Below are 13,132 nucleotides of genomic sequence, written 5' to 3' on the forward strand. Positions count from 1 at the left end.
ATGACCTCCACACCGCTCGGATTCGGTGGTGCCGCGAAAGCGGTGCCAGCCCTTGTTGCGCAATCTGCGCGGGTCCAGATGTGGAATCTGTTACCTGAAATCTGAGCCATGCCACTGACCAAGCTTGCGCAATCTGCCATCCATCCTCCTGGCCTGAGCCGCAGGGTGTGGGGGCTGCTGATTCTGCTTTTGCTGGCATGGGTCGCGGGTATGGCTGTCGTCGGCTGGAACCTGCAGACCCGTTCTGCCGAGGAACTGGTCCCTGCCGACTGGCGCCTGGCAGCCTGGGGGCTGGGTCTGGCGCTGCTGGCGTTTACCGCGCTATTGCTCGTTGCATGGATGAGTTTGCGTGCTTATCGACTCAAGCTGCACTCCATGCAGCAAACGGCTGCGCAGTCCGAGCAGCGGCTGGAGCAGGCGCTGCGCAGCATGCACAGCGGCTTTTTGCTGCTGGATGCGCAGTGGCGAATTCAGGTTTGGAACTCCTGTTACGAAGCACTTTTTCCCTGGCAAAAAGCGCAGCTCGTGTCAGGCAGGCCTTTGTTGCAGCTGTTTGATGTGGCAGACCAGGGCCTGAGCCCGCTACAGCTGGGCAAGCTCAAAGCTCTGCATGAACAGTTGCTGGCGCAACCTGGCAAGCCGTTGGAGCAGCAATTGCCTGCCGGCCATTTTGTGCAGCTGACGGCCCGTGTGGTTGCCGAGGGCGGCCTGGCCATCACTTACCAGGACGTGAGCGATATCCGCATGGCGGCCGCTGAGATTGAAAGCCTGGCTTTCTATGACTCGCTGACCCATTTGCCCAATCGCCGCTTGCTGCTAGACAGGCTGACGCAGGCCACGGTGCAGGCCCAGCGTGATGGCTGGTATGGCGCCTTGCTGTTTCTGGATTTGGACCACTTCAAGTTGCTCAACGACACCCTGGGCCATGCGACGGGAGACCAGTTGCTGCAGCAGGTGGCCAAGCGCCTGCGCTCTGCGGTGCGCGCTTCCGATACGGTGGCGCGCTTGGGCGGTGACGAGTTTGTGATCATGCTGTGCGAGCTGGCTCGCACCGAGGCCGAGGCTGCCACCTTGGCTCAGCGCGTGGGCGAGAAGATTTTGGAGCGCCTGAATCAGAGCTTCACTTTGGGTGAGCATGAGCATCGCAGCGCCTGCAGCATGGGGGTGACGTTGTTTGGTCAGCTTCAGCTTTCATCGGCGGGCGAGCTGATCAAGCAGGCCGATATTGCCATGCACCAGATCAAGGTCAGAAGCGGCAGCGGCCTGTGTTTTTTCGACCCGCAGATGCAGGTCGAAATCCACCAGCGCGCGCGCATGGAAGGGGATTTGCGCCTGGCGCTGGAGAAGTCGCAGTTCGAACTGCACTACCAGCCGCAGTTCACGCTGTCGGGCCAGGTGATCGGCGCAGAAGCCTTGCTGCGCTGGCGTCACCCCGAGCGCGGTCTGGTGCCGCCCGGCATGTTCATTGCGGTGGCCGAGGAAAGCGAGATCATCATTCCCTTGGGCATGTGGGTGATAGAGCAGGCTTGCGAGCAACTGGCGATCTGGAAAAGAGATTCGCGCTTGAGCCATTTGCAGGTGGCGGTGAACGTGAGCGCCAAGCAGTTTCGCCATGCAGATTTTGCGGACCGCGTGATTGAAGTCGTGGAGCGTGCCGGCATTGCGCCGCAGCTGCTAAAGCTGGAGTTGACGGAATCTCTGGTGATAGAGAACGTGCAGCAAACCATTGCAACCATGAAACAGCTGCGCAATCACGGCCTGTGTTTTTCCATGGATGACTTCGGCACCGGCCAGTCCTCGCTGACCTATCTGACCCAGCTGCCGCTGCATCAGCTCAAAATCGACCAGTCCTTTGTGCGCCATATGGGCCAGCGGCACAGCGACGATGTGATCGTGCAGACCATCATCGGCATGGCCCGCAACCTGAATCTGGAAGTGATTGCCGAAGGCGTTGAGACGCTGGAGCAACGCACCATGCTGGCCCGCTACGGCTGCGAGCTGTTCCAGGGCTATTTCTTCAGCCCGCCGGTGCCGGTGCAGAAGTTCGAACAGTTGATCAGCTGCACGCCGGTCTGCGATCGCACCGGCATGCGCGCCTAGGCTTTGCGCGAAGACACCACAATGCCTGCCACGATGAGCGCAAACGCCAGTGCATGGTAGGCGCGCGGCGTCTCTCCCAGCACGGGAATGGAAAGCAGGGCGGTGAACAGCGGAATCAGATTGCCAAAAAAGCCGGCAATGGCCGGGGTGGAACGCTGCACGCCCATGCCCCAGAAGCGATAGGCCAAAATGGCCGGCCCTATGGCGATGAAGAGCAGGGCGGCCAGCAGAGGCCAGCCTGGTACCAGACGAAAATCGCCCCATAGGGCTTCGCCGCCGGTAAACAGGCCCGACCACAACAGGCCAAAGGCCAGCTGCGCCACCAGAAAGCTGGCCCAGTGCGCTTTCACTTCGGCCGGGCCGGGCGTCTTGGCAATCAACCAGGTGTAGAAGGCCCAGGCAATGGTGGCCAGCACCATGAACAGATCTCCGGCCACGAAATGCAGCTGCATCAGCGTTGGCAGATCGCCGCGCGAGAGCACCACGGCCACCCCCAGCACGGACAGCAGCGCGCCTGCGAACTGGCGGCCGCTGACCGGCGTGCCCCAGCAGATGCGGCCTATGACCAGCATCCATACCGGCATGCTGGAGCTCACCAGGGTGACATTCAGCGGCGTAGAGGTTTTGAGCGCCAGATACAGCAGCGCGTTGTAGCAGCCAATGCCCAGCAGGCCCAGCAGCAGATACTGGCGCCACAGCGGCCAGATGGGGCTGTTTTTGCGCAGCACCCGCCAGGCCAGCGGCAGCAGCAGGACAAAGGCAATGCACCAGCGCAGAAAATTGAGGGCAAACGGAGAAATCAGATCGTGGGCCAGCCGGCCCACGATGGCATTGCCAGCCCACAGCAGCGGAGCCAGCGTGAGCATGGCGACGGTAGAGGGCTTTAAAGAGGTGGTCATAGGGCCGACACTTTACTGCGCCCCATCCGGCTTTGAGCAGATGCCGCTACCTATCTGTGCAGCCAGGCCTTCGCCATACGCGAATGCCTGGAGCCCCAGGTGTTTGGCCGCGCCGCCACAATGGCAGCAGCACAACCGATAGTGAAGCAATGAAACAAGCAAGCAAACAGTGGCTGGAGCAGACCCGCCAAGCCGCGCAGCAGCCGCCGCTGCAAGCTCGTCAAAGTCTGGCCGTGGCCGGCCAGGTGGTGGGTACGGTGGATGGCGATCTGGTACGCAGGCTCAGTTCTGAGCAGCTGCAACAACATGGGCTGGAGCTGGTGTGGAGCAAAAGCCTGTGGACGCTGCTGGGCGAGGGCGATGTCACGGCCTTGCTCAACCGCATGGCACAGGCCTTGCGGGAGGCCGGTCTGTGCGGCGCATGGCGCAACGAGCAGCTGGCGGTGCATAACGCCCAAGGCCTGCAGGTGGGTACGGTGGAGCGTGGAGCAGTACGCCCGCTGGGGATTGCCACGCAGGCCGTGCACCTGGTGGGGGCCGCGCCCGACGGCCGCATCTGGGTGCAGCAGAGGGCGGATAACAAGGCTACCAACCCCGGCATGTGGGACACCTTGATGGGCGGCATGGTGTCCGCCGCAGACAGCTTGCCGCAGGCGCTGGAGCGCGAAACCTGGGAGGAGGCTGGCCTCAGGGTGGTCGACCTGACGGATCTGCGCCATGGCGGCTTTGTCAGTTTTTGCCGGCCCAGCGATGAGGCCGAGGGTCATGGCTATGTGAGCGAACGCATTGACTGGTTTGAGGCCACCGTGCCCGAATCGCTCAGCCCCGACAACCAGGATGGCGAGGTGCAGCGCTTTGAACTGCTGGAGCGGGAGAGCGTCGAGGACTGGCTGGTGCAAGATCGGTTCACGCCAGAGGCATCCCTGATTCTGGCCGCGTATTTCGGTTGGCGCTGAGCCGCGAGGGAGGCATGAAAAAGCCCCGCTGCTGGCGGGGCTTGCTTTTGAGGCGGCTTCAGCGACTAGCGTTTGCCTTCCAGCGCGGATGATCTCAAACGATTGGGGGCCAGTGCACCGGCCTGCTCCAGAATCGGATAGGCCACCGAGCACAGCAGGGAGTTGATGCGCTTCAGATCGCTGATCAGATCGATGTGCAGCGAGCTGGTCTCGATGCTGGAAACCGTGTTGTGCGACAGGCGGGCCAGGTGGGTGGCGGAATAAGCCAGTTCCAGATCGCGAAAACGGGCTTTTTCTTCCAGCAGCTTCTGGGCCTCGCGCACATTGCCGTTGAGGAACACGCTCATGGCCAGGCGCAGATTGTCCAGCAGGTGCTGGCTCAGCTCGTGAATCTCCTGCATGCCGGCGTCCGAGAAGTGACGGCCCTTCTTGATCTTCTTGTCTTCCAGATCCAGCAGCACGCGCTCGATGATGTCGCCGATCTGCTCCATATTGATGGTGAAGCTGATGATTTCCGTCCAGCGCTGACCTTCGCGCTCGTCCAGTTCGGCGCGCGAAATCTTGGTCATGTAGTACTTGATGGCCGAGTACAAATCGTCCACCGTAGCTTCCAGATGCCGCACTTCCTCGGACAGCTTGACATCGTCGGATTCCACCACTTTCTGCAGGCCGATCATCATGGACTCGACCACATCGGCCTGATGCAGGGCTTCGCGCGCCGCGCAGGAGATGGCCAGCGAGGGGGTGGACAGGGCCGAGGGATCGAGGTGGCGGGGGCGCAGCAGCTGGCCTGTGCTGTTGTCCTCGGGCTTGGGCAGCAGGGCGGAGACCCAGCGCGCCACGGTCTGGGTCAGGCCGATGAAGCACACGCTGTTGAAGATGTTGAAGGCCAGGTGGAACAGCACCACGTTCTGGCCCGCGTTGGGGATATAGGGCTGCACGTACTCCACCCACAGCCCCAGGAAGGGCGCCACAATGGCCACGCCCATGATCTTGAACAGCAGATTGCCGATGGTGACCTGGCGTTCTTCGACCGCAGCTTTGGCCGTGGTCAACGCCGCAACCAGGCCGCTGCCCAGGTTGGCACCCAGAGCCAGTCCCAGGGCGACTTCAATCGGAATGGCGCCGGAGCTGGCCATGGCTGCAATCAGCAGCACCACGGCCAGGCTGGAGTAGGCCACCACGGCCAACACGGCACCCAGCAGCAACTCCATGAACATATCGCTGCTGACCGAGGTCAGCAGGGTACGCACGGCAGGCGCTTGCAGCAGCGGCTCGGTGGCTTCCACCACCAGGCGCAGGGCCAGCAGCATCACGCCCAGACCGATCAGCACGCGGCCTATGCGTCCGGGAGTGGAGTCCTGCCGGGTGATGAACAGCACCACACCCACAAAAATGAACAGCGGCGAGAGCCAGGAAAGATCCGTGGAAAACAGCACGGCCATCAGCGCCGTGCCCACATCGGCGCCGCGCATGACGGCCAGGGCCGAGGGCAGGGTGATCAGGCCCTGGCCCACAAAGGACGAAGTCATCAGCGAGGTGGCCGTACTCGACTGCACCAGCGCCGTCACGCCCAGGCCGGAAAGCGCCGCAGAAAAGCGGTTGCTCATGCTGCGGGCGAGGATGTTGCGCAAGTTGGCACCGAAGACGCGCAAAACGCCGGTACGAACCATGTGAGAGCCCCAGACGAGGAGGGCAATGGCTGCTAAAAGATTCAGTAAATGCTTCATGTGCTGCGAGCGAAGAAGCGAACTAATATACCCCCGACTCAGGGGTGTCCGCTGTGGGAGCACTTCCATGACGCACAAATAGGTGCGAAATAAAGAACACAATAGAACGAAAACGAAAATTTTCAAACATCGTTTCTACCAAGAACCGCACTTGCTCATTTTGCATGAGCTGTTTGCGCTTCATGCATGGGGCTGTGAAAAAAGCGGGCCGCATGCTTGCCGCCGCGTCAGAGGAGTGCAGCGGGCGCGTTTGCGACGCTTCGGCCCCGCCTGACCTAGACAACGCTTGCATGGGGCAGAGGTGGAACAGGTCGTTGAGCCGCGTGCTGAAAAACAAAACCCGCTGTCTTGCGAGCAGCGGGTTCTATCGAATACGTAGCGCGTGGTGCTTGTCAGCCCTGGGCTTTAGTGCCTTCTTGTTTGGCGCGTCGGGCTCTCAGGATCTCATCGAGAATCAGCAGCACGGCGCCCAGTGTGATCGCCATATCGGCCACGTTAAAGGCCGGAAAGTGGCTGCGACCCCAGTAAAAATCCAGAAAATCCACCACATAGCCGTGTTGCAGACGGTCGACCACATTGCCGATGGCGCCGCCCAGAATGCTGGACAGGGACAGGCAAAACAGTTTCTGCTCCGGATGCTTTTTCAGCTGCCAGACGATGAGCACGGTGGCTACTGCACCGATCAGCACAAACAACCAGCGCTGCCAGCCGCCGCCATCGGCCAGAAAGGAGAAGGCTGCACCGGTGTTGTGCGCCCGCACGATGTTGAAGAAGCTGGTCAGCGGCGTCCAGTCGCCGTACTGGTAATGGGCCAGAATCCACTGCTTGGTGATCTGGTCCACGCCGATGATGACCAGCGCCCACAGCAGCCAGGGCCAGATGCGGCCAAAGCCTGCGGAGGATGTCGAGGTGTTGCTCATGACGGCTCTTAGTAAACAGGAGTCTTCAATCGATAGCTGTCAGCGCTGGATCTCAGCCACTTTCAGTATGAATTTCATCTGAAAGTGGCTTTTGATCAGCGCATGCAGCTCACTTTTTACGCAGCTTTGCGTACCTCGCCCGTGCCGTGCAGATTGCTGTCGCAACGGCCGCACAGGCTGGGGTGCTCGGGGTTCACGCCCACGTCGTCGCGGTAGTGCCAGCAGCGCTCGCACTTGGCCGCTTCCGAGGGCTTGACCGCTACGGCCAGGGCCTCGCCCGCCACAGCCTGGGCTGCGGAGGTGATGAAGACGAACTTGAGATCATCGGCCAGCGATTGCAGCAGGGCCAGGTCTTCGTGCTGGGCGGAGATGGTCACTTCGGCCTGCAGCGATGCGCCGACCAGGCCGGTCACGCGCACGGCTTCGATGTCCTTGTTGACCACGTCGCGGATCTCGCGCAGGCGGCTCCACTTGGCCAGCAGGGCTTCGCTGCCTTCGGGCAGATCGGTGAACTGTTCCAGGTAAATGGTTTCGCTGTCGCCCACGATCTTCCAGGCTTCTTCGGCCGTGAAGGACAGGAAGGGTGCCATCCAGCGCAGCAGGGCCTGGGTGATCTGGTGCAGCGCGGTCTGGGCCGAGCGGCGGGCCAGGCTCTTGGGTGCCGTGGTGTAGAGGCGATCCTTCAAGACGTCCAGGTAGAAGCCGCCCAGATCTTCCGAGCAGAACAGCTGCAGCTTGGCCACCACGGGGTGGAATTCATAGACCTGGTAGTGGCCGATGATTTCCTTTTGCAGCTGGGCCGCACGCGCCAGGGCGTACTGGTCGATTTCCAGCAGGTCCTTGTAGGCCACGCTGTCGGTGGCAGCGTCAAAGTCGCTGGTGTTCGCCAGCAAAAAGCGCAGCGTGTTGCGGATGCGGCGATAGGCGTCCACCACGCGGGCCAGGATCTTGTCGTCGATACCCAGATCGCCCGAGTAATCGGTAGATGCCACCCACAGGCGGATGATTTCGGCACCCATCTTGCCGCTCACGTCCTGCGGCGCCACGGTGTTGCCCACGGACTTGGACATCTTCTTGCCCTGGCCGTCCACGGTGAAGCCGTGGGTCAGCAGGCCCTTGTAAGGCGCGCGGCCGAAGATGGCCGAGGCCAGCAGCAGCGAAGAGTGGAACCAGCCGCGGTGCTGGTCATGGCCTTCCAGGTACAGGTCGGCTTCGGGGCCCTGGTCGTGGTGCATATCGGCATGGGTGCCGCGCATCACGTGCCAGAAGGTGGAACCCGAGTCGAACCAGACTTCCAGAATGTCGGTGCTCTTGGTGTAGAGCGAAGCTTCTTCGGCGCCCAGGATTTCTTCGGTGCTCACGCGGCTCCAGGCCTCGATGCCACCTTGTTCGATCATGTCGGCCGCTTGGTCGATGATCTCCATGGTGCGCGGGTGCAGCGCGCCCGTGTCCACATGCAGGAAGAAGGGAATGGGCACGCCCCAGGAGCGCTGACGCGAGATGCACCAGTCCGGACGGCCGGCGATCATGGCGCGCAGGCGTTCCTGCCCGTTTTCGGGGTAGAAGTTGGTCTGCTCGATGGCGTCCAGAGCGATCTGGCGCAGGGTCTTCTCGGGCTTCTGGGCCGGGTCGGTGAACACGCCTTCGCCCTCGTCCATGCGGATGAACCACTGGGCCGCAGCGCGGTAGATCACCGGCGTCTTGTGGCGCCAGCAGTGCGGGTAGCTGTGGCTGATGGTGGTGGTGTCCATCAGACGGTTGGCGACCTTGAGTGCGTCCAGGATGACGGGCACGGCCTTCCAGATGTGCTGGCCGCCGAACAGCGGCATTTCGGGCGCGTACACGCCGTTGCCCTGCACGGGGTTGAGGATGTCCTTGTACTCCATGCCGTTGGAGACGCAGGAGTTGAAGTCGTCCAGACCATAGGCCGGAGCCGAGTGCACGATACCCGTGCCGTCGTCGGCCGTGGCGTATTCGGCCAGGTACACGGGGGAGATGCGGTCAAAGCCCTTGTCCACATGGGCCAGCGGGTGCTTGAAGGGCATGTGGTCCAGCGCCTTGCCCTGAGCCGTGGCAAGTACATTGCCTTCCAGCTTCCAGCGGGCCAGGCATTTTTCGACCAGGGCCGAGGCCACGATCAGCAGGCCGCGCTCGGTATCGACCAGGCTGTATTCCAGATCGGGGTTGACGTTGAGCGCCTGGTTGGCGGGGATGGTCCAGGCCGTGGTGGTCCAGATGACGATGAAGGCCTCTTTGTCCAGCTTTTCCAGGCCAAAGGCTGCAGCCAGCTTGGCGGGTTCGGCGGCGGGGAACATCACGTCCAGGGTCTGGCTCTGCTTGTCCTGGTACTCGATCTCGAATTCGGCCAGCGAGGAGGCGCAGTCAAAACACCAGTACACGGGCTTCAGGCCGCGGTAGACAAAGCCACGCTCCATCACCTGCTTCAAGGCACGCAGCTCCAGCGCCTCGTTGGCGTAGTTCATGGTCTTGTAGGGGTGGTCCCAGTCGGCCAGCACGCCCAGGCGCTTGAAGTCTACCATCTGCTGGGTGATTTGCTCGGTGGCAAAGGCACGGCTCTTGGCCTGCATCTCGTCACGGGGCAGATTGCGGCCGTGCAGCTTTTCGATGGCGTTTTCGATGGGCAGACCGTGGCAGTCCCAGCCCGGCACATAGCGCGCGTCAAAGCCTTCCAATTGGCGGCTCTTGACGATCATGTCCTTCAAGATCTTGTTGACGGCGTGGCCGATGTGGATCTTGCCGTTGGCGTAGGGCGGGCCGTCGTGCAGGATGAACATGGGCGCGCCGGCACGGGCGTCACGCAGCTTCTTGTAAATGCCTTGCTCTTCCCATTCCTTGGCCCAGCCCGGCTCGCGCTTGGGCAGATCGCCGCGCATGGGGAAGGGGGTGTCGGGCATGTTCAGCGTCGCACGGTAAACGGACGCTTCGGGCTTGTTGGACTTCGATTCAGACATGGAAAACCTTGAGAGCAATACAAGGCCCGGGCAGCTGTGCCAGGGCATGAATGGGGAGTTTGGCGCCCGGTGCGCCGCTGCCAGGGCTCTGGCAGATACGGCGGATCGGGCAGGCGGACAGCGAGAGCGTCAAATTCGGTCGCGCGTGGTTTGGCGACGGGTCTCGGTATGGCTGGACGTATGGGACGGCGCGTGGTTGCCAGCGAAGAACGCACGTGCGTCATCGCAGTCCTTGGCGATGCCTGCCGTCAGGGCATCGAGACTGTCGTACTTCAGCTCGTCGTGCAGTTTGTGCAGAAGTTCCACGCGGATGATTTTACCGTAGGCCCCTTCCCCACCCAGGTCTACGGGCCAATCAAAGCAGTGGGTCTCCAGCAGCACGCGGCCGCCGTTGATGTCGTTGGGGTCCAGCGAGGGGCGCACGCCCAGGTTGGCCACGCCATGCAGCGGTGTATCCGTCAGGCCATGTACCAGCACGGCGAAAATGCCGCTGGCAGCGGGTTTCCAGTGGTCAAAACGCAGGTTCAGGGTGCGAAAGCCGTCGTCTGCGCCGGCGCGGCTCTCGGCCAGTTTGCGGCCCAGCTTGCGGCCGTGGACCACATGGCCGGAGATGCGGTAGGGGTGGCCCAGCAGCTTGGCCGCCTGCTGCATATCGCCTGCGGCCAGGGCTTCGCGCACGGCGGTGCTGGAGACGCGCAGTCCATGGACCTCGTAGCTGTTCATACGGGCCACGTCAAAGCCCAGCGCCTGGCCGGAGGAGTCGAGCATGGCGTAGTCGCCGGCGCGTTTGTTGCCAAAGCGGAAATCATCGCCCACGAGCACGTATTTGGCGCCCAGGCCGGAGATCAGCACGTCCTGGATGAAGTCTTCGGGGCGCTGGCTGGCCAGGGATTCATTGAACGGCAGGATGACGACCTGATCCACGCCGCAGATTTCCAGCTGGCTGAGCTTGTCGCGCAGCGTGCCCACCCGGGCCGGTGCCAGATCGGGCTTGCCCAGCTTTTGCGCGAAATAGTCGCGCGGGTGGGGCTCGAAGGTCATGGCGCAGGTCGGTATGCCGCGCTGTGCCGCTTCGGCGCGCAATAGTCCCAGCATGGCCTGGTGGCCTCGGTGCACCCCATCGAAATTGCCAATGGTCACAGCGCAGGCTGGGGCCAGGCCGGGGTGCTTGAATCCACGGAAAATCTTCATGGGCTGCTTTGTTTTTGGTAGCAGCTGGCGCCGATGCGAGCGGCACAAGCCGTCAATTTGACATAGTTTCAGAGTATATTGCTTCCATCCCCGCAGCCAAACCGGCTGCCAAAAGAGCGCCAAGACGCTCTCTCGTTCTCGTGGTCCAGATCTGACTGACAGGAGGCGTGTTGTGAAAGTCTTGAAGCTGACAGCCCAGGGGCTGCCGCAGTCCTGGGTGACGCTGGAGCAAGCGGCGCTGCACTATGCGGCGGATGAGGTGCGCTGGGAAGCCGGCGCCGAGATTGCCTGCTTTCGCGGTGGCCATAACGCGGTAACGGGTCGGCAGTCAGTCATTCACATCAACTCCATCATCGGCACCAAGGGTGTGTCGGCCATCAATCCGCACGAGCTGCTGCCTGGGCTGACCAATGGCAAGCTGTTTGCCCGCGACCGCTGCCTGTGCGCCTATTGCGGCCGCCAATTCCATGAAGGCGATCTGACGCGCGAGCACATCGTGCCCGTCTGCGTGGGCGGCCAGCACACCTGGATGAATCTGGTCACGGCCTGCCGTGCATGCAATCACCGCAAAGGCCCGCGCACGCCCGAGCAGGCGCATATGCCCTTGCTCTACACCCCGTACACGCCCACGCTGTGGGAAGACTTCATTTTGCGAAACCGCCGCATTCTGGCCGATCAGATGGAGTTTCTCGTGGCCCATGTGCCGCGTTATTCGCGCTGGCGCAGCTGATTTTTTACGCTCCGGGCGGTTTGTGCTTGCGTCTTGCCTGACAGGCGCGCCGGTTTGTGTTCGAATATCGGGTTTACCCTTGGATCATCCATCATGATCGTTCGCGATCGGCCCTCTGGCTTCAAGCTTTTCTGGATTGTGCGGGGCTCGGTGCTGCAACGCATCATGGCCGTGCTGGCTGTCAACATCGTGTTTGCCATGCTGATTACGGTGGCGCACGGCATGTTGTTTGACGTCAAGATTCCCGTCACCACCATCCCCTTCACCCTGATTGGCCTGCCGCTGGCCATTTTTCTGGGCTTTCGCAACAACACGGCCTATGCCCGGTATTCGGAGGGGCGCAAGCTCTGGGGCGAAATCCTGATCCATGCGCGCACGCTGACGCGCCAGTGCCAGACCCTGATTTGCTTCGATCACCCGCCAGACCCGCGCCAGCGCGCCAGTGATGCGCGGGTGCGCATGGTGCACCGCGTCGTGGCCTTTGCCCATGTGCTGCGGGCGCAGCTGCGCGGCCTGGGCGACGATGTGGCGGCGCAGCATTGGCTGACCGATGAAGAATGGCAGCGCCTGCAGCAGCTGCCGCTGCCCCAGCGCACGGATGCGCTGATGCTGGCCATGGGCCACGATTTGAGCCGGTGCGTGCAGCAGCAGCGGATTGATCCCTGTCTGGCCGTGGCGGTGGACAAGACTTTTACCGGCCTGACGACTGCCGCAGCCTCTTGCGAGCGCATACGCAACACGCCCATCCCGTTTTCCTATTCGCTGCTGCTGCACCGCACGGCGCATATGTATTGCTTTCTGTTGCCTTTCGGGCTGGTGGATGTCACGGGTTTCATGACGCCGTTTGTGGTGGCCATCGTGGCTTACACGTTCTACGGGCTGGATGCGCTGGGCGACGAGCTGGAAGAGCCATTCGGCATGGAAAGCAATGATCTGGCGCTGGACAGCATTTGCCGGGGCATCGAGATTGCCATGTGCCAGTCTCTGGGCGATCCCCAGGTGCCGGCGCCGCTACAACCGGTGGACTACCAGCTGACCTGAAGCCTGCCTTCCAAAAACAAAGCCCCATACAGTCTTGCTGTTGGGGCTTTGTTTTTGATAGCGGCTAGCGCTTTTTTTATATGGCTTAGAGGCTTGTTTCTGCCTGGGTTTTATCCACGGCCTGCTGCCAGGCCTCGTACAGATCCTGGCCCTCATCGCGCACGCGGTGGCTGATCAGGGTCAGCTCGCGTTGTTCCTCGGGCTTGGCCAGTTCCACATAGCCGCGCGCTGCAGACAGGTCGTAGGGCTCGCCGTCTTCGTTGGAATAGGCAAAGTAGACCTTCTTGACACCGGCCAGCAGCATGGCCGTGTAGCACATGCTGCAGGGATAGCCGCTGGCATACATGACAGCGCCGCTCAGATCCGTGCTGCCCTGGGCCTTGGCGCCTATGCGCAAGGCCTGCATCTCGGCATGGGCCGAGGGGTCGCAGAGCTCGTCCACCTGGTTCACGGCGCGGGCCAGGACCTGGCCGTCTCTGACCAGCACGGCGCCGAAAGGCCAGGTGGGCTGGGGTCTGTCCTTGACATTGCCCATGGCCAGGCGAATGGAATCGAGCAGGTACTTGTCTTCGTTATGCATGGAAATCGTTCTC

At 62.0% G+C, this 13,132-nt stretch carries 10 protein-coding genes; 4 read left to right on the forward strand and 6 right to left on the reverse strand.

The window, feature by feature from the left end; all coding sequences use genetic code 11:
* The first annotated feature begins 108 nt into the window (after positions 1–108).
* Positions 109–2,100 carry an EAL domain-containing protein gene (locus EAO39_RS05240; protein ID WP_120966477.1) on the forward strand — a complete coding sequence of 664 codons (1,992 nt, stop codon included), beginning with the start codon at positions 109–111 and terminating at the stop codon, positions 2,098–2,100.
* Here EAO39_RS05240 and EAO39_RS05245 read toward each other — a convergent pair.
* Positions 2,097–2,999: a DMT family transporter gene (locus EAO39_RS05245; protein WP_120966478.1), complete on the reverse strand. Its 903-nt coding sequence runs from the start codon at positions 2,997–2,999 to the stop codon at positions 2,097–2,099. The genes EAO39_RS05240 and EAO39_RS05245 overlap by 4 nt on opposite strands.
* A gap of 149 nt (positions 3,000–3,148) precedes the next feature.
* Between EAO39_RS05245 and EAO39_RS05250 the strand changes: the two genes are divergently transcribed.
* Positions 3,149–3,955 (forward strand): NUDIX domain-containing protein, encoded by an 807-nt coding sequence (locus EAO39_RS05250; RefSeq protein WP_120966479.1) that lies wholly within the window; start codon positions 3,149–3,151, stop codon positions 3,953–3,955.
* Between the two features lie 65 nt (positions 3,956–4,020).
* On the opposite strand, the gene EAO39_RS05255 is transcribed toward EAO39_RS05250, so the two are convergent.
* From EAO39_RS05255 to EAO39_RS05270, 4 genes are all read right to left on the reverse strand, one after another.
* Positions 4,021–5,685, reverse strand: coding sequence for a Na/Pi cotransporter family protein (locus EAO39_RS05255; RefSeq protein ID WP_120966480.1), 1,665 nt, complete (start codon positions 5,683–5,685; stop codon positions 4,021–4,023).
* A 392-nt stretch (positions 5,686–6,077) separates the two neighbouring features.
* Complete coding sequence (lspA, locus tag EAO39_RS05260) at positions 6,078–6,605, reverse strand: signal peptidase II (RefSeq protein WP_120966481.1); 528 nt, start codon at positions 6,603–6,605, stop codon at positions 6,078–6,080.
* Positions 6,606–6,721: 116 nt separating this feature from the next.
* Complete coding sequence (gene ileS, locus EAO39_RS05265; RefSeq protein WP_120966482.1) at positions 6,722–9,577, reverse strand: isoleucine--tRNA ligase; 2,856 nt, start codon at positions 9,575–9,577, stop codon at positions 6,722–6,724.
* Between the two features lie 129 nt (positions 9,578–9,706).
* The gene (locus tag EAO39_RS05270; RefSeq protein ID WP_120966483.1) at positions 9,707–10,768 is read right to left on the reverse strand and encodes a bifunctional riboflavin kinase/FAD synthetase; all 1,062 of its coding nucleotides are present in this window, start codon (positions 10,766–10,768) and stop codon (positions 9,707–9,709) included.
* 172 nt (positions 10,769–10,940) lie between these two features.
* On the opposite strand from EAO39_RS05270, the gene EAO39_RS05275 reads away from it, so the two are divergent.
* Both EAO39_RS05275 and EAO39_RS05280 read left to right on the forward strand, forming a co-directional pair.
* Positions 10,941–11,498 (forward strand): HNH endonuclease, encoded by a 558-nt coding sequence (locus EAO39_RS05275; protein WP_120966484.1) that lies wholly within the window; start codon positions 10,941–10,943, stop codon positions 11,496–11,498.
* A 93-nt stretch (positions 11,499–11,591) separates the two neighbouring features.
* A complete protein-coding gene (locus tag EAO39_RS05280) occupies positions 11,592–12,539 on the forward strand; it encodes a bestrophin family protein (protein ID WP_120966485.1) in 948 nt (315 codons plus the stop codon).
* Positions 12,540–12,624: 85 nt separating this feature from the next.
* On the opposite strand, the gene EAO39_RS05285 is transcribed toward EAO39_RS05280, so the two are convergent.
* Positions 12,625–13,119: a nucleoside deaminase gene (locus tag EAO39_RS05285; RefSeq protein ID WP_120966486.1), complete on the reverse strand. Its 495-nt coding sequence runs from the start codon at positions 13,117–13,119 to the stop codon at positions 12,625–12,627.
* Positions 13,120–13,132 lie beyond the last annotated feature (13 nt).

The sequence above is a fragment of the Comamonas sp. lk genome (assembly GCF_900564145.1).
GTDB lineage: Bacteria > Pseudomonadota > Gammaproteobacteria > Burkholderiales > Burkholderiaceae_C > Comamonas.

Coding starts and splice junctions, on each gene's coding strand:
- EAO39_RS05240 (WP_120966477.1), top strand. CDS start 109: ATGCCACTGACCAAGCTTGCGCAATCTGCCATCCATCCTCCTGGCCTG.
- EAO39_RS05245 (WP_120966478.1), bottom strand. CDS start 2,999: ATGACCACCTCTTTAAAGCCCTCTACCGTCGCCATGCTCACGCTGGCT.
- EAO39_RS05250 (WP_120966479.1), top strand. CDS start 3,149: ATGAAACAAGCAAGCAAACAGTGGCTGGAGCAGACCCGCCAAGCCGCG.
- EAO39_RS05255 (WP_120966480.1), bottom strand. CDS start 5,685: ATGAAGCATTTACTGAATCTTTTAGCAGCCATTGCCCTCCTCGTCTGG.
- lspA (WP_120966481.1), bottom strand. CDS start 6,605: ATGAGCAACACCTCGACATCCTCCGCAGGCTTTGGCCGCATCTGGCCC.
- ileS (WP_120966482.1), bottom strand. CDS start 9,577: ATGTCTGAATCGAAGTCCAACAAGCCCGAAGCGTCCGTTTACCGTGCG.
- EAO39_RS05270 (WP_120966483.1), bottom strand. CDS start 10,768: ATGAAGATTTTCCGTGGATTCAAGCACCCCGGCCTGGCCCCAGCCTGC.
- EAO39_RS05280 (WP_120966485.1), top strand. CDS start 11,592: ATGATCGTTCGCGATCGGCCCTCTGGCTTCAAGCTTTTCTGGATTGTG.
- EAO39_RS05285 (WP_120966486.1), bottom strand. CDS start 13,119: ATGCATAACGAAGACAAGTACCTGCTCGATTCCATTCGCCTGGCCATG.